General features: G+C 66.7%; 10 protein-coding genes and 2 pseudogenes. 4 read left to right on the forward strand and 8 right to left on the reverse strand.

What is annotated here, in order from left to right; translation table 11 throughout:
• Positions 1 to 15 precede the first annotated feature (15 nt).
• Positions 16 to 939: pseudogene (locus tag RI03_RS24475) on the reverse strand (PhzF family phenazine biosynthesis protein).
• A gap of 51 nt (positions 940 to 990) precedes the next feature.
• Between RI03_RS24475 and RI03_RS03405 the strand changes: the two are divergent.
• Together RI03_RS03405 and RI03_RS03410 are read left to right on the forward strand one after the other, a co-directional pair.
• Positions 991 to 1,335, forward strand: a pseudogene (locus RI03_RS03405) (integrase core domain-containing protein); the annotation flags it as partial.
• A 214-nt stretch (positions 1,336 to 1,549) separates the two neighbouring features.
• The gene (locus RI03_RS03410) at positions 1,550 to 2,356 is read left to right on the forward strand and encodes an RMD1 family protein (protein ID WP_238542222.1); all 807 of its coding nucleotides are present in this window, start codon (positions 1,550 to 1,552) and stop codon (positions 2,354 to 2,356) included.
• Between the two features lie 219 nt (positions 2,357 to 2,575).
• Here the strand turns inward: RI03_RS03410 and RI03_RS03415 are convergent, their stop codons facing one another.
• From RI03_RS03415 to RI03_RS03430, 5 genes are all read right to left on the reverse strand, one after another.
• The gene (locus tag RI03_RS03415; protein ID WP_037514683.1) at positions 2,576 to 5,647 is read right to left on the reverse strand and encodes a discoidin domain-containing protein; all 3,072 of its coding nucleotides are present in this window, start codon (positions 5,645 to 5,647) and stop codon (positions 2,576 to 2,578) included.
• Complete coding sequence (locus RI03_RS03420; RefSeq protein ID WP_010215203.1) at positions 5,647 to 7,068, reverse strand: glucoamylase family protein; 1,422 nt, start codon at positions 7,066 to 7,068, stop codon at positions 5,647 to 5,649. The genes RI03_RS03415 and RI03_RS03420 overlap by 1 nt, the downstream gene beginning before the upstream one ends.
• A gap of 103 nt (positions 7,069 to 7,171) precedes the next feature.
• Positions 7,172 to 9,358, reverse strand: a complete 2,187-nt coding sequence (locus RI03_RS03425; protein WP_238542223.1) for a TonB-dependent receptor domain-containing protein — start codon at positions 9,356 to 9,358, stop codon at positions 7,172 to 7,174.
• Between the two features lie 30 nt (positions 9,359 to 9,388).
• Complete coding sequence (locus RI03_RS24480) at positions 9,389 to 10,123, reverse strand: carboxypeptidase-like regulatory domain-containing protein (protein ID WP_238542224.1); 735 nt, start codon at positions 10,121 to 10,123, stop codon at positions 9,389 to 9,391.
• Between the two features lie 38 nt (positions 10,124 to 10,161).
• Entirely contained in the window at positions 10,162 to 11,142 is a 981-nt protein-coding gene (locus tag RI03_RS03430; protein ID WP_010215204.1) for a LacI family DNA-binding transcriptional regulator, read from the reverse strand.
• 189 nt (positions 11,143 to 11,331) lie between these two features.
• On the opposite strand from RI03_RS03430, the gene bglX reads away from it, so the two are divergent.
• Positions 11,332 to 13,626: a beta-glucosidase BglX gene (gene bglX, locus RI03_RS03435; RefSeq protein ID WP_026046419.1), complete on the forward strand. Its 2,295-nt coding sequence runs from the start codon at positions 11,332 to 11,334 to the stop codon at positions 13,624 to 13,626.
• Positions 13,627 to 13,629: 3 nt separating this feature from the next.
• Here the strand turns inward: bglX and RI03_RS03440 are convergent, their stop codons facing one another.
• Complete coding sequence (locus tag RI03_RS03440; protein ID WP_238542225.1) at positions 13,630 to 14,976, reverse strand: MFS transporter; 1,347 nt, start codon at positions 14,974 to 14,976, stop codon at positions 13,630 to 13,632.
• Between the two features lie 195 nt (positions 14,977 to 15,171).
• Complete coding sequence (locus RI03_RS22565; protein ID WP_010215209.1) at positions 15,172 to 15,426, reverse strand: hypothetical protein; 255 nt, start codon at positions 15,424 to 15,426, stop codon at positions 15,172 to 15,174.
• Between RI03_RS22565 and RI03_RS03445 the strand changes: the two genes are divergently transcribed.
• The gene (locus RI03_RS03445; RefSeq protein ID WP_010215211.1) at positions 15,425 to 16,942 is read left to right on the forward strand and encodes a M28 family peptidase; all 1,518 of its coding nucleotides are present in this window, start codon (positions 15,425 to 15,427) and stop codon (positions 16,940 to 16,942) included. The genes RI03_RS22565 and RI03_RS03445 overlap by 2 nt on opposite strands.
• Positions 16,943 to 17,080 lie beyond the last annotated feature (138 nt).

Raw genomic sequence — 17,080 nt, forward strand, 5'->3', positions numbered from 1 at the left:
ACCGCAGGCACGCAGTTACAGATCGATCTCCCCGTGCATTACGGGCACGCATAATCCGCGCAATGTCGCGACGATACCGTTCGGGGTCCGTCGCGCATCGACTTGCAGCAAGCTTGCTCTACCCATCTCAACGCCTTGATGGATTTCGAACTTGGCCTCCTCGGCATCCGGGTCGAGCGATAGCAGCAAACAGGCGAGCGGCGCGTTGGCGCTGCCGGTCGCGGGGTCCTCCCAGGTGCCTGCCAACGGTGCGAACATTCTGGCGCGGAGGGCACTGCCATCCTTGCTGTAGACGTGAACAGAAAAGCGATTGCCGAACTGCGGATGGGCGCCGAGCGCGGTCCGAAACGCTGCGAGGTCAGGTTCACATTGCGACAGGGCTTCGCGGGTAAGCTCGGCGATGACATAAGGATTGCCGTTCGAGGCGACAGTCGGCAGGTGATGCGCCGTCATCACGGAGTCGGGCTGTATTTGCAAGACTCGGGCGATGACCTCGGGTGAAATCGTGCCGCTGATACTGAGCGGTTGGGGTGCCGCTATGGTGGCGCCGATCGGCTCAAGCCGAGCATCGCGGTCGATCCGGACACGCACGATACCGGCGGGAATTTCAAAGGTAGCGACGTTGAGATCGGGGTCCTACCTCGCAAGGACAAAAGCGGTTCCAACCATCGGGTGACCGGCAAACGCCATTTCGGCTGTTCGATTGAAAATGCGAACGCGTGCGGTGTTGGCAGGGTCTACGGGCGCGAGCACGAAGGTCGTCTCGCTTAGGTTAAACTCGGCCGCTACGGCCTGCAGGGTCACATCGTCGAGGGCGTCGGCGCCTGTCACCACGGCGAGGGGGTTGCCGCCGAAGCGGCTCGCTGTGAACACATCGGCGGTATAGAAGGGGATACGGGCCACGCGGTCTTTCCGGTCTGCTGTCAACCGAGCCACCATACACGATGCAAGATGGCTGTCTTCGCTTCCTAAAATCTGTCATGCGCGCGTCGTGGACTGCCATGCATGGTGGTCAGCGACAACGGAGCCGAGCTGACGCGTTACGCCGTTCTCGCCCGGTGCCAAGGCACCGGGGTCGCGTGGCATTGCATCGCGCCGGGCAGGCCCCAGCAGAACGGCTTCGTGGAATCCTTTAATCGTCGCTTGCGCGACGAGTGCCCGAACGGGCACCTGTTCCCTTCGCTGGCTGCGGCGGAGCGGATCATCGAGGCATGGCGAACGGACTACAACACCGTCCGTCCGCACGGCAGCCTTGGCGGGCTGGCACCCGCCGAGTTTACGAACCACCCCCGACAGGGGCATAGGGAAACCGAAGCTGACGTATCAGCGGCCTGAAATCGGGCGTATGTCAGAGTACGCCATAAGCCATGATCGCTGAGAAGATACCTAGCCTTCCGGCGGTTGCACGGCACCCACGAATCATGTGACGCTCCGTGGGTTCATGAATGCCGTCGATGCGGTTCGGGATCGATGTGTCGCAACGATAAGAAGGCCGGTCTCATGGTTCTGACGCGACATGGTTGAGGGCAGTCCCCTGCGAACGATCAGCGTGGGAATCCGTGAGGTGCTCGGAGCCGCGTTACCGGGCGAACCAACGCAAGGCGACGTCCGCGCCCTCCTGCTGGGTACGCGCGTCGATACCCGCAATTTGAAAGACTTTGCCGAACCTGAAACCCTGAACCTGTCGGGCGTTGGGGCTGCCTTCGTTTTCCGTTACGGCGTTCTGGTCCTGATCGGCGCTTCGGCCGAGACCGAGCGCCGTTTGATCGAACATCTTTCCGATCACGTCATCGAACCGCTCGCCACGCCGGAGACTGAAACCGCCTGGATAGAGATCCTTGCAGACCGCGAGGAGACCGTCAGCGCAGATGGGCACATACGGCTGAAAGAGGCGTCGCGCGAACGCCTGTTGCTGACCGCCACAGTTGTCGCCAGAAGCGTCGTCCTGGCGCGGGACGAAGGTCGCATCGCCGAAGCCTTCGATCGCGTGGAGCCGCTGATCAACGAACTCCGCGTCCATGGCCGCGCAGTGATGCCGATCCGGCGGGTCATGCGGAGCATCGGCGATGTCCTCGCGGCGCAGCATCGGGTCGTCGGTCGCGCGCAGATCATGGAGAAGCCGGACCTGCTTTGGGATCATCCGGAGCTCGACCGTCTTTATGGACGTCTGGAAGCCGAGTTCGAGCTTGGGGACCGAGCCCGTGCGATGGAACGCAAGCTCGAGGTGATCGGCGATGCCGCCGAGTGGTTGCTCGATCTGGTGCAGGACAAGCGCTCGTTGCGGCTCGAGCTTGCCGTGATCGGATTGATCGCGTTCGAGGTCGCGCTCAATATCTACGAGTTGTGGCGGCACTGAAAACGATATCAACGCATAGCCGCAGGAAAGCGTCGAGAAGGCGATGCGGACGAAAGCCGGTTGAACGAACGTCCGGTTTGGAAACGCGCTTCGGGCGGTGCGAATGACGGACATTGGGTCCAGGCCACCGCTTACGATCGTTGGGTGTGTGGCATGCCGCGTGAGACGGTGCCTTGAGGCCCGTGCGTATGCATAAACGACCGTTGAGCGTCGTCGACGTCAATGAGGCATCGTGACGACGACCAGGACTCGCTTGCCGTTTGCCCGAACATGCAGCCCGTCCGACGCGAAGCGCCGCGACTTCCCGTTTACCCGCGCCTGGCCCGGCCGTCCCCCCGACACCCAGGGGATGACGAACCCGCCGGGCGGTCGCGCCGTACCGCCGATTTCGATCACCAGCGCCCCCGATTGGCGGCGGACCGATACGTCGAGCGTACCATAAGCGGTATGCAACCCGCGGATTGCGCTGCCCCGCCCGACCTGCCAGCGTTCCGTGAGCCCTCCGCCGAGAATGAGCGCATGGTCCGACGAGCGCTCGTAAGCGAACAGGTCGAGTGCCGCGCGGATGAAGTCGGAGGCGACCCAAGCGTGCGGCATGTCGCCGATGAAGCGTTGCTCGCGCGGCAGGCGGCCGACAACTTCGGCCCACCCGTTCCATGCCGCAGGACGCCGCCCCGCCATGTAGAATTCGAGGAGATGGTTCGCCCGCTCCGCCCAGCCCAGCCGGACGAAGGCGGAAACATTGCGCAGTTCATACGGCGTATAGTCTGCCCAGTCCGCCCCCGGCGCAGTCCGCGCGAGAACGCACGTCCACTGTTTTTCGAACGTCCGGCGCAGCAACGCCGGATCGAGCGTATCCTGTTCCCCCGCCGGGTCGAGCGCGATCGTGGTCGAGGTCGCGTCGAAATCACCAAGGCTTGTCGCGCCGGGGATGAAGTCGATCCTGAACGTCGTAGTCGCAGCACCGATGGCGGCGTGGATATCGGTCGCGAAGCTTGCACGCGCGGCGTCGATTGCGCGGGCTTCAGGCCGGCGTAGCACGGTCGCGGCGAAGGCTGCGTCGCGATAGCCGGTCAGCGCCCAGAAATCGTCCCACAGACTGTATTGCGGCGCGGCGGAATAGGCTTCGTGGCTGATCGAGGCGGGCATCAGCCCGCGTGTCAGTGGCGTCGCGGCAGGACCGCGCTCGGCCGCGCGCACCGTGTCCATGTAGCGTCGCGCGGCATCGATCCTCGGCCAGTCCCGCAGAAGGGCGCCGCGGTCGCCGGTGAAGCGGTAGAGCTGTGTGACGAGATGGATGTATTCGCCGTTCGAGTCGTTCTCGGGCACGGGATCGGCTCCGCGCGGATCGACGCAGCACGGCACCTTTCCGTTCGCGAACAGCTTGGTTCCATACCAGTCGGCGAAGGTCCGCGCGGGGCCGGGCAGGCCGAGCCGCAACAATGTATCCGACATCATCGCGCCATCGCGGATCCAGCTGCGATCGTAGGAGCGAGTCCCCGGTTGCAGTGCCGGACCCGTCCGGCTCATCAGCACCTGCGCCAGTGCGGTGCGGACCGTGTCGGCAACCGCGCGTTGCGCTGGCGGGACCGAGATCGTCACCCCGCCGAGCAGAGACTGCCAGCGCGCGCGCGTCGCGTCGTGCGCGCGGTCGAACGCGGCGCGGGTGACCGGGGCAGGCGGCGCGTCCGACGCGATCACCATTGGCACGTCCACGCTCGCGCCGGGGGCGAGCATCGAATCGTAGCGCAGCGTTGCGGACGCCAGCCCGACCGGGTCGTCGACCCGGTGCCGGGCAGGCATGTCGGTCACCGCGAGCGCGCCTCGATCGAACGGCGCGGTTGCCACGGCATCGGGCTCGACCAGCGGCGTCAGGTGACGGGTGACCGGCGGATCCCCCGCAATCGCGGGCACATTGGTCACGCCAAGCGTGTGCCCGTCCCAGGCGATCTGCCCGATCGGACTGACGCCGCCCGCCTGCCCGAGAAACTGGGTCGGCGCGTTGACTTGCAGCGGGCGGACCGCGAGCAGCAGCCGAAGCCGACGACGGGTGGTGCCGGTGTTGGTCAGACGCCAGCGCGCCATCAACCGGGGCGAGCCGGTATCCGCAAACACGGACGTATCGAGCCGCCAGCCGGGCCCCTGCCACGCGACATGCGGTAGCGGCAAACCGTCGTCCTCGAGCGACTGGCTGGCGATGACATCCGCCCAGCTGAACGTCCGCCCGTCCGCGACCACGAAGGGCTCGACCGAGAACCCGCCCTTGGCGACCTCGATCGCACCATCCTCGCCGATCAGCGCGGAGGTCGCGCCGGTGTCGCTTGCGACCAGCGTCCAATAGGGCTGCTCGCCGGTAAACCCGCGCGGGTAGGTGCCACGCGGGGCATCTTTGGCGAGCGCGGTGATGAAGGCGTTGGGCGTTTCACCGACTTCGGGCGGACGCGTCTCGATCTCGGCGAGCATCGCGGCGGGTGCGCCGGATGGAAGCTGCACGCGGAGATACCGCAGGTCGGCCTGGGGCAGCGCGATCGGATCGGCGCCGCCGTCGCCATCGGTCACGGTGCGAAGCGTCCGCCAGCGCTTCCCGTCGTCCGACCCTTGTACGGCGTATCGCGGCGCTCCACGACCGGGCGCCCAGTGCAGCACCGCGCCGCCAAGCGATGTGATTCCGCCGAAATCGACCTGGACGCTGTCGCCACCCCGCCCGGTCCAGCCGGTCGCAGGATCGTGGTCGATCACGCGCGGGTCGCTTGCAAGTGGCGCGGGGAGCGGGCCGGGCACGGGCAGGGCCTCGAATTCGAGGTCGTCGATCGCGACCTCGCCCGCACCGCCGTCGCGCCCGCGCACCACGACGACTTCCATCGCGGCGGTGCGGCGCAGCGTCTTGTCCGCGCTCGGCCCCCAGGCGAACGAAAAGTCGCGCGGCCGCAGCTCTATCGTCTGCCATTCGGCGGAAGCGCGGAAGTTGCGCCGCTGCACCCACCACACGTTCGCGCCACTTGCGTCGCTGACCTTGATCTGCAGGTCGTTGACCCCGCCGGTCCCGCGGATCTTGAGCCGGACCCGGAAATTCGCCGGCCAGTCGATCGGCAACGCGCGCCGCGCGAAAGCGTAGCCCGCGACCTGCCGAAAGTCATAGCGCAGCCGCAGCGCCTTGCCCGTCGCGCCCGGAACGAGATCGATCTTCGCCTCTACCCCGTTGGAAGCATCCGCGTGCCACGGTTGCGCGGTCTCGAACCCGTCGAGCAAAAGTGTCGGCGCGGCCCCCGCCAGCAGAAGTGCTGCCAGCATCACGCGAGCCACCCGCCGCTGAACCCGGCGCGTTTGAGCCCGCGGCGCAGATGCGGGTTCTTGTGCATCGTCCGCCAGATCAGCCCGGTCCGGCGGTTCTCGATCATCGCGACGATCGGGCCCTGGTCGATCCCGATGTAATCGCGGTCGATCCAACCGATCCCGGGCTCAACGCGACCCTGATGGATCTCGGGCCGTGCGACCGTGAGGGTCGGGTTGAACGAATCGATGAAGCCGTACCGTTGGTAGATCGCGCTGCCGTAACGCGTGTGCAGCGCGTCCGCGGCGGGAAGGACGATCTCGGGGGCGAAGGCGATCGAGCCGAGCGCGGCGGTCGGCGCGATCGTGCCGTCGTCGCGGTCGCCCGGGCCCCGGGCGGAATAGCTGAAGAAGCTGCGCTCGACCTCGTCGATCCGGGTCTTGAAGTCGCCGGGGCCATCGCACGCGGTCAGCCCCCAGATTTCGGGACCATAGGCTGCGAACTTGCCGGGATTGGCGATTGCATAGGCGCGCTGCGCATGGGTCGCGCGGCGGCTGTTCTCGAAATAGTCGAGGCCCTTGGTGGCGATGAAGCGGTCGCGAATACCGCGGAAGTCGACCCAGGTCTGGCTGTACTGATGGCCGAACAGCGGCGGGAAGGCGAGATGCGGCTCGCCCCAGCGGTCGCTCCACGAGGCTGAAAACCGATCGGTCCATGCCGTCCACGTTTCCGCCGGCAGCGGGTGCGTCGGCGAGCCGAGCGCGAGCAGGTACATCATCAGCGATTCATTGTAGATGTCCCAATCGCTCGGGATGTAGCCGCGCTCGGGGTGCCAGCCCATCGAGACGAACGGCGCACGCGGGGTGAACCAGGTCCAGTCGACCGCCGCGTAGATCTGTTCGGCGAGCGAGCGAATCTGCGCTTCGTCGGGATGGTCGCTGTCGAACCAGCTCTGCGCGAACAGCACGCCGCCGAGCAGCAGCGCGGTGTCGATCGTCGACAGCTCGGTCTGCCGGAAGCGCGTCCCGCTCTGCATGTCGAGGAAATGGTAGAAGAACCCCTTGTGCCCCGCAGTGCCGCTCGGGGCGGGGCCTTGCGGCGCGTTGGCAAAGAAGCGCAACGTCGCGAGCGTCCGCGTGCGCGCCTGCTCTCGGCTGATCCAGCGGTTGACCACGCCGATCGGGTATGCGGTCAGCGCGAAGCCAGTCGCGGCGATGCTCGCAAAGGACGGCGTCGGCCAGCGATCGGGCGCGAGACCGGTGGCTGGGTCGGTCGTGTCCCAGAAATAGCGGAACGTGCGTTCCTGCAGGTCGCCGATCAGCGCTTCCTGTGGTGCCGGACGGGCCGGACGCCGGACTCGCCGTGGCGCGGCCAGGCCGGCACTTGCCACACCGGCCAGCACAAGCCCGCCGGTGCCCAGAAAATGCCGCCGGTCGATCATGAGGTAAGCCTTTGGAACGTAATGGGGCAGGGTGTTCGCCCCCTTCTTCCGTCATCCCCGCGTGGGCGGGAATGACGGTGGGAAGGGGGCGACGACATCCCCCTTAGAAACGATACCCCAGACGGAACTGGATCCTTCGTGGCAGCGTCAGCAGCGAATTGCCGATCCGTGCCGGATCGAGCGGGTCGGTGATCCGCCCGGTGGCGGGGTTGATGGTGTTGTTGTAAAAATCGTCGAAGCCCGAAAAGTTGTTGTTGTTGAACAGGTTCAACACGTCGACCGCAGCCTCGAGCGTATCCTTGCCCAGCACCGGAATCTTCTTCGACAAGGTCACGTTGACCTCACAGAAGGCGAATACCCCGCCGAGGCAGTTCTTCTGCGGATAACGCGCGCTGAAATTGTTGAAACCGGAGCTCGAGCCGTTGGTCCCGTCGGTCACGCGGAACGCCTGCCCGCTGCCGAGCGTGGTGAGCGAAGCGAACTGGAAGCCGAGCGGCAGGTCGACGATCCCCGAGACCACGACGCGGTGCCGTTCGTCGCCGTCGCGGGGCCGCCAGCCATAGGCGTCCGGCGTGACCTGATCGAGGCTGAACAGGTCGCCGCCATTCTGCTCGCCCTTCGACAGCGTATAGGCGACGTTCAGGCCCCAGCCCGACGTCTTGGTGTAATTCTTGTCGAGCGTTACGAACAGCGCCTTGTAGCGTGTGTCGAGGCCGTCATAGCCGATCAGCACGTTCGAATAGCCCAGCGGCACGATCGTCGACGTATTGCAGCACGTGCCGAACCCACCGTCGTTGCGGGTTGCGAAGAGGTTGGTGTAGCCGTTGCGGCCGCGCTGGTAAGAGCCGGTAACCGACGCCTCGAACACCCCGAGCCGCTGCCGAACGCCGAAGCTGACCTGATCGTTGACCGGGGGCTTGGCGTTGTTCTTGACCGCGAACAGTTCCGGCGCACCGGCGCTGGTCGACGCCGCGCGCAGCGCGAGCAGGCCGTCGCGCGTGCCGTACGCAGGATCCCAGCGGATCGTCGGCAAGCCGTTGCGCGGCAGGCCGTCCGACGAAAAGCGGAAGATCCCGACCGGATTGATCGAACGCGACAGCTCGTCGACGGTGTTGTTGAAGTTGTTGCGATCGTAATACCGGCCGAACCCGCCAAAGATCACGGTCGAGCGATCGCCCTTGATGTCCCACGAGAAGCCGACCCGCGGCGCGATCGCCCCGGCGAACGGCTTGCGGTTCGAGCCGGTTGAGATGTAATTTTCGGGATTGAAATAGGACGTCGCGGGCAACGACCGCAGCGCCGCCGCCGCAGCGACGGGCGTGATATAATCGTTGTTGACTGCGTTCGTCTCATAATCCCAGCGCACGCCGAGGTTGAGCTGGAGCCGCCCAGTGATGTCCCAATCGTCCTGTGCGTACAGGCCGATCTGCGTGTTCGACCCCTGGATCAACCCGTTGCCGAGGCCAAGCCGCGCTTCGCCCGGTAAGGTGAAGTTGAGATTGTTCTGCGGCTCGCGCAGGAAGGTGTAGCGCGGCTGGGTATACAGCCGGTTGTCGAACGAGATGTCGGTGATCTCGACGCGACCGCCGACCTTGAAGGTATGGCCCGCAACCCCCGAATAAGTGAAGTCGTCCCGCAGCGTATAGCTCTGCTGGACCTGCTTGCGGGTCGAATCCTTGCCGCCGAAAATGATGACGCCGCTATAGTCGTAGGTCGGCAGATCGGGATTGAGCGAGGTCGGGTTGAACGTATACTGCAAATAGTTGGCGTTGAATTCGTTGACGAATTTGTCGCCCTTATACGCCCATTTGAACTGATAGGTGTCGATGATGTTGCGCTTGTTCTCGGCATTTTCATACGACACGTTGCCGCCGAAATTCTGGATATCGGTTTCCTGGCGGCGGCTGAACGAGGCGTCGAAGGTCTGGCGATCATCCGGGGTCAGCGTCAGCTTGCCGAAGTAGAAATCGCCGCGGAACGGGCTGATGAACGGGGCCTCGAAGTCGGACAGCCGCCGGCCCGAAACCTGGTTGAATTCGTTGACCGCATCCGCCGAACCCGTGCTCTTGACGTTGAGCGCGCGGTTCTGGTCGTTGCCCTCGTACGTGCCGAAGAAGAACAGGCGATCCTTGATGATCGGCCCGCCGAGCGCGATACCATATTGCTTGCGCGTGAAATCGGGCTTGGGGTTGCCGTCGCGCTTGTCGATGAACGACGTCTCCGACAGGCCCTTGCCGGTATATTGGCCGAACACTTCGCCGTGGAACTGGTTGGTGCCCGACTTGGTCACGGCGGTGATGATCGCGGACCCGGCCTGTTCCTACTCGGCCTTGTAATTCTGCGTCAGCACGCGGAATTCCTGCACGGCGAGCTGTCCGAACGGGTTGCCCCGGCTGTTCTGCTGGCCGGCGATGCCGCCTTCGCTGAGCTTGTTCTTGAGGCTGACGCCGTCGATGAAGACGTTGACCTGACTGGCGGTCGATGCGCCCGACTGGATGCCCTTGCCGGTTTCGCTGTCATTGTAACGCACGCCCGGAGCGAGCGCCGCGAACGACAGGAAGTTGCGGTCGGTCTGCGGCAGCGCGCGGATCTGCGCCTGGCTGACGTTGGTCGCGATCTCGCTGGTGCGCGTCTCCCGCAGGCGGCTGCCGGTGACGACGATGTCCTTCCCGCCCGATGGCGTGGCACCCGGTGCGGAGCCGGGGGCCTCGACCGTCGCGTCGAGCGATGCGGTCTGGCCGATCGCGACGGTGACGAGCTGGGTGTTGGTCTGGCCGTCGGTCGCGGTCGAGGTGACCTGATACGATCCCGGACGCAGGCCGTTGAGCGTGTATCCGCCGTTTGCATCGGTGGTCGCGCGATAGGTCTGGTTGGTATCGCTGCTGACCGCGGCGACGGTTGCGCCGGCGACCGGCGTACCGGCGGCATCGGTCACTTGCCCACGGATCGCCGCGGTGCTGGTCTGGGCGTAGGCGGGGGACAGGCCCGTCGTCGCGACGGAGAAGGCTGCGCTGGCGAGCAACAGCCGTAGAAACTTCTGGTTACGCATACTCATATTCGTGTTCCCTGTTTAATACCCGACTGACGCGGGCTTCATTTGGTCGTTTCGCGAATCATCAGCTCGGGCAACGACACCTCGAGCGCGTGATCGGTGGAGCCGGCGATCGCTTCGGTCAGCCGTGCGATCGCGCGCGCGCCGATCCCGGCAATGTCGACGTGCATCGTGGTGAGCGCAGGCGAGATGAGCCGCGACAGCGGGACGTCATCGAATCCCGCGAGCGCAATCCGGCCGGGCACGTCGACCCCGGCCGCGCGCAAGGCGATCAGCACGCCGAGCGCCATCATGTCATTGGCCGCGAAGATCGCATCCGCCGTCGGGTAATCGCGCAGGATCTGCGGGGTCAGCGCGACCCCGGTCTCCTGCATGAAATCGCCGGCGACGATGTGTGGCGCGAGCCCTGCCGCTTCCATCGCGGCGCGATAGCCGGCGATGCGCTCGCGCGCCTCGGCGTTGCTGTCGGGGCCGGAGAGATGGACGATCTCGCGCCGCCCGGTCGCGATCAGATGCTCGGTCATCGTCCGCGCACCCGCGACATTGTCGACGCGGAGCGTCGGACGGTCCTTCCCCGGCGCGTCGCAATTCACGAGCACCGCGGGGATGCTCGGCGGGAGCCCGGCGAGCAGCAGGTCGGGGTCGATATGCGGCGCCATGATGATCAGCCCGTCGACCCGGCCGCGCATCGTGTGGAGCATGCGCACCGCGCGGTCGCCGTCGTGCAGGTTGGACAACAGCAGTTGCAGCCCGCGTTCCGACGCTGCGCGATCCATCCCACGCAGCGTTTCGGAGAAGAACTCGCCGTGCAGGTCGGGAAGGACGACACCGATGGCGTTGGCGCGCGCCATGCTGAGGTTGCGGGCCCCCGCGTGCGGGACATAGCCGAGCGCGGCGGCAACGGTCTCGATATGCAGGCGCAGTTCTGGCCGGACGTTGCTGTGCCCGTTGAGCGCGCGCGACACCGAGGCGACCGACACGTCCGCCTCGCGAGCGACATCGCGGATCGTGGCCTGCGCCATCTGTCGAAACGTCCTTCCCTGTGTGGCGCGCGAAACCGTTCGCGAGCCCGTTGCGTCGGCTGGGGCAGTGGCCCGTGCCGATCTCCCTGCTTGATGTAACCGGTTACATCATTCAAAAGCGGTGTTCAAGACCGGCTGTTTCGGTAAGGGCGGGGGCAAGTGGCCGTACCGCCAAGGGGAGGATAAGCGATGGAAACGTCGAGCATTTCACGACGCGCAATGCTGCTTGGCGCAGGCGCGGTGACGGCCTGGGCGACGAGTCCTGCGCGCGCCTTGCTTGCGGCGGCGGATCAGGTTGACGCGTCCCCGATGATCGAATCGCTGATCGCGCGCATGACCGTTGCCGAAAAGGCGGGACAGCTCACGCTCAACGCAGCCGCCTGGGCAGGCGGCGCTGCGAACGCGCTCAACCCGATCAAGGCGGGCGCCACCTTCGAGACTCAACTCGCCGAGGTCCGCGACGGGCATCTGACCGGCGTGTTCAACGGCCACGGCACCGACATGGCGCAGCGGATGCAAAGCACCGCGATGCGCGAGTCGCGGATGAAGATCCCGCTGCTCTTCGCCGCCGATGTCATTCACGGTTTCCGCACCGTCTTTCCCGTGCCGCTCGCCGAAGCGGGGAGCTTCGATCCCGACCTGGCGGAAAGCACCGCGCGTGCAGCGGCGGTCGAGGCGTCGGCGGCAGGAATCGACTGGACGTTCGCGCCGATGGTCGACATCGCGCGCGACCAGCGCTGGGGGCGTGGGGTCGAAGGCGCGGGCGAGGACGTGTTCCTTGGCCGGATGATGGCCGCCGCGCGCGTTCGCGGGTTCCAGGGCCGCAAGGGGCTCGCCGCCGACGACGCGGTGATGGCCTGCGCGAAGCATTTCGCGGCCTATGGCGCGGCGGAAGCCGGGCTTGATTACAACAGCGTCGACGTGTCCGAGCGGACCTTGCGCGACGTCTATTTCCCGACGTTCCAGGCGGCGTTCGATGCTGGCGTGGGATCGACGATGGCGTCGTTCAACGAGATTTCGGGCGTGCCGGCAACCGCCAACCCGTGGCTGCTCGATACCGTGTTGCGCAAGGAATGGGGGTTCGGCGGTCTGGTCGTGTCGGATTATACCGGTGACGAGGAACTCATCGCGCACGGCTTCGCCGCCGATGCGCGCGAGGCGACGCGGCTCGCGTTCCTGGCGGGGGTCGACATGAGCATGCAGAGCAGCTTCTACCGCGATCACCTGCCCGCGCTAGTCGCGTCGGGCGCGGTGCCGATGGCGCGGCTCGATCAGGCCGTGCGGCGCGTGCTCCGCGTCAAGCAGGCGCTCGGCCTGTTCGATAATCCGTTCCGCCGGATCGATGCGAAGCGCGAGCGGACGCGGGTGCGGACCAAGGCAAATCTTGCGCTCGCGCGCGACGCGGGGCGCCGGTCGATCGTATTGCTCAAGAACGACGGCGACCTGTTGCCTTTGCCCCGGTCGGGCAAGCGGATCGCGTTGATCGGTCCGTTTGCGCAAGGGCAGAAGGATCTGATCGGCCCGTGGAATGTCTACGGTTCGGACAGCGAGGCGGTCGATCTGTTGACGGGTGTGCGCGCTGTCGTCGCCGACGCCGGGATGGTGACCGCAACCGCCGGTTCCGGGATCGAGCAGGCGCTTCCCGGCGGGATCGACGCCGCGGTCGCCGCGGCACGGGCAGCGGACATCGTCGTCCTCGCGATCGGTGAGGGGCAGAACATGTCGGGCGAGGCGCAGTCGCGGGACGCGATCGTCATCCCCGCACCGCAACTGGCGCTCGCCGCCGCGGTCTCCGCGACGGGCAAGCCGATCGTCGTCGCGCTCCGCAACGGGCGCGCGCTGGAACTGTCGGGCGCGGTGCTGGATGCGCCGGCGATCCTCGTGACGTGGTTCCTCGGGTCGCAATCGGGCCCGGCGATCTCCGACATCCTGTTCGGGCTGGCGGCACCGTCGGCACGTTTGCCCGCCAGCTTCCCGTTCTCGACCGGGCAGGAGCCCTATCATTATGCGCACAAATCAACCGGGCGGCCGAATCTCACGGAACAGCTGACCGAATATAAGGCGCATTACCGCGAAGCGCCCAATGCGGCGCGGTTCGCGTTCGGGCACGGGCTGACCTACGGCAAGATCGCCTATGGCAACCTGCAACTCGGCACGGGAAAGCTCGCGTGGAACGGCGACCTCACCGTCCGCGCGACGATCACCAACAGTGGCAGCCGCGCGGCGGACGAGGTGGTTCAGCTCTATATCCACGACGTTGCCGCCAGCATCACCCGCCCGGTCCGCGAGCTCAAGGCGTTCCGCCGCGTCCGCGTGGCGGCCGGGGCGCAGGTCGAGGTGGTCTTCACCCTCAAGCGCGCCGACCTGCTGTTCATCGGCACTGCGCTGAAACCGACGGTCGAGCCGGGGCAGTTCCGCATCTGGGTCGCGCCGTCGGCACAGGCGGAGGGTGTCAGCGGGACGTTCGACCTGGTCGCGGGCTGACCCTCAGGTGTCGGCGCGGTCCGCCAGATCCTCGACCAGCGCGGCATGGACGCCGCGCTTGAGCGGGTTTGCCAGCATGACCAGCGCCGACGCCACCAGCCCCGCCGAGCAGGCGTACAGCATCAGGTCGCGGATCCCCGCGATCGTCGCCCCAGTCTGCACCGCGCCCGCGACATAGCCGATATGGCGGTAGAACAGCCCAAGCACCCCCGCCGCCGCCGCCAGCCCGAGCTTCTGCAGCAGGGCGGCCACACCGAACGCCAGCGCCTCGACCCGGGTCCCGGCAAGCGCTTCGCCATATTCGACCGTATTGGGCAGCATCGACCAGAAGACGAGGTTGAACCCGGTAAACGCCGCCTGGAGCAGCGCGAGCACGACGATCGGCGTGACGAGGCCGCCAGCGCCGAACACCGCAAGGCACGCCAGTCCCCATCCGACCGCGACGAACCACACCCCGCGCAACCCGATCCAGCGCGTGACCGCCATCCACACCGGTACCGCGACCGTCCCGGCGAGCGCCATCAGCGCGAGGGTCTGCGGACCCTGCGCCGGTTGCCCTGCGACATGCTTGAAATAATAGAGCACCGATTGCGTCAGCAGCGCCGCCGCCAGCCCTGCGGCCATCGCCGCGAAATTGAGCGTCACGAACGCGCGATTGCCGAGCAGCAGGCGCAGCCCCGTCAGCAAAGGCAGTGGTGGTTGCGCCCGGTCCGCAGCCGGTGCCTCGCGCGCAAAGATCGCCAGGGCTAGCAACAGCCCCGCGCCGACCACGCCATAGACGATCGCGGCAGCGGCGAACCCCGCCTGGCCGGCCGCGTCGCCGGTGGTCCGCAGCGCGATCCACGGCGTGCCGACCGTGACGACCAGCGCCGCCACCGTCCCGAACACCATCCGCACCCCCGCGAGCGTCGTGCGGTCGCGGCTGTCGCTGCTGAACCGCGCGCTCCACGCGGCATAGGGCACGTTGACCGTGGCATAGAGCGTGCGGAACAGGATCTGCGTGGCGGCGATCGCCCCCGCGAGCCAGCCGCCCGCCAAGTGCGGCGTAGCATACAGCAGCACGAACGCCGCCGCGAGCGGCACCGCGCCCGCTGCGATGAACCGCCGATACCGTACGCCGGGGCGTTGCGCTGCGATGCCGACCAGAAGGTCGGCGATCCCGTCCCAAAGGGCACCTGCCATGTAGAGCGTCCCCGCCAGCGCTGCCGGAAGGGCAAGGACATCGGTGTAGAAGAACAGGAGGTAGAGCGAGACACTTTGCCAATACAGGTTGCACGCGAAATCGCCCGCGCCGAACAGCACGAACTGGGCCGGACCGGGACGCATCAGGGCAGGAGATGGGCTTTGCATGGGCGTCCGTGTGACTGATCGTCGGCGAGGTCTGGTTTGCGTCGCACGGTATCGGTTCCGACACTATCCGGAAGTGTTCGTTTCGAGCGGAGCAAAGTCGACAACCCATATTATCTGCTTCCCGTCGCCTTGCTCGTTCGGAAGGTGCCCTGGAGATGGAGGGGATGCGGCGGATCCTGAACGGCGACTTCTGGGTCAACGTGGCGGTTCGGTCATGGCGCGCCACCAGGTATCCAGCGAAGTCTGGCGGCCACTACGCACAATGCCGGCGCAATCGCGGCGTGGCGAATAGCGGTAGCACCCGGGAAAAGCGCGGGCACCCGGTACGGACGGCCCCGGCAGGACTTCCGCCGCGAACGGCCCGGTCTGCAGAGCCGCGCTTTCCGACTGCGCCGCCCCTGTCCGCACGGCCTTGCCGCAGCCGCCCGTTTTGGGCACCTTCGCGTTCATGCTGAAGCCCTTCCGTACGTTCGCGCCGCTTGGTCTGCTCCCGCTCCTGATCGGCGCGTCCCGGCCGCTGCCTGCCGATCCCGATACGCGCGCCTGGTGGGCGACGACCGCCGCGCTGTCGGATGACGCGATGGCGGGACGCGACGCGGGCTCTGCCGCCTATGAACGCGCCGCCAAGCTGGTCGAAGCGGGGTTCGCGGCCGCCGGTCTCGAGCCCGCGGGCGATAATGGCGGCTACATGCAGCGCGTGCCGATGCAGGCGCTGTCGATTGACCGCGCGACGTTCAGCGTCGGCGCCCGGCCGCTGCGCTTCCTCTACGACATCATGATCAACCCGTACCCGGGCATGCCGCCGCGGATCGATGCGCCGCTGGCCTATCGCGGCTATTGCAAGGCGGGCACGCTCGGCGACGTGCGCGGCAAGGCGGTGATCTGCCACGGAACGCACCGCGCCGGGCTGCCGTCAGATGCGGAGCGGCTCGCGGCCGTCAAGGCGGCGGGCGCAAGCGCGCTCCTGACCATCGCGGACCCCGGCTTCACGGTCGAACCGCCACGCTGGCCCTTCGCCTACGCACGCACGGTTTGGCTCCAGGGCAGCCCGCCGGAAGCGGCGGGGCTGATGCGATTCACACTCAACGCTGACGCATTGGGGCGATTGGATGCTGGCAGCGACCGCGATGCTGCGCGGCTTGTCGCCGCGGGCGCGGCCGGCCAAGCGCTGCCCGACTTCGATATTCCGGGGCGCTTCCACGCGGATTTCAAAGTCTCGGAGCGAACGATCAGCGCGCCCAATGTGCTTGCGCGGCTGCCGGGCAGTGACCCGTCGCGCGCGGCGCAAGTGATCGTGCTCTCCGCGCATCTCGACGGCTATGGCTTCGGCGAGCCGGTTGCGGGCGACGGTCTCTACAACGGCACGCTCGACGATGCCGCCTACGTCGCGTTGCTGATCCGTCTTGCCGAGCGGCGCCAGCGCGCGGGATTCGCGCGGCCGGTGCTGTTCGCGGCGTTCACCGGCGAGGAGAAAGGCCTTCTTGGCGCCCGCTGGTTCGTCGCGCACCCAACGCTGCCGCGCGATCATATCGCCGCGGACATCAATCTCGACCAGTTGCGGCCGATCTTTCCGCTTGAGCTGCTGACCGTCCATGCGCTTACCGACACGACGCTGGGCGACGATGCGCGCGCCGTGGCCGCCGGGATGAACGTCGGGGTGCAACCCGATCCCGAACCAGAACGCAACCTGCTGCGCCGCGCCGATCAATGGCCGTTCATGGAGGCGGGCATCCCCGCGACGGCGTTCGTGTTCGGCTACCGGCCGGGGACGGAGAGCGAGCGTATCTATCGACGGTGGTACAAGACCGGCTATCACAAGCCGCAGGACGACTTGACGCAGCCGATCGACTGGCACGCTGCGGCGGACTTCAACCGGTTCTTTTACGCACTCGTGGAGCGTGTCGCGGACCAGCCCGCGGCGCCGGCGTGGAAGCCTGGCAGCACGCTGCGCACCGCTAAACGCTAGGCGGTACTTGGTATCGAGCGGCGGACCAGGCCTTTCACGAGCCAGGGGCTGGCGGGCAAGGTCGCGGGGATGATGAGCGAGGCTGACGGCCATCGAAAATGAATGTCGAGCGGACTAGCGTCCAACGACGCGGTCAGG

Origin of the sequence: Sphingomonas sp. PAMC 26621, from assembly GCF_000251145.1 — a bacterium.
Classification (GTDB): domain Bacteria; phylum Pseudomonadota; class Alphaproteobacteria; order Sphingomonadales; family Sphingomonadaceae; genus Sphingomonas.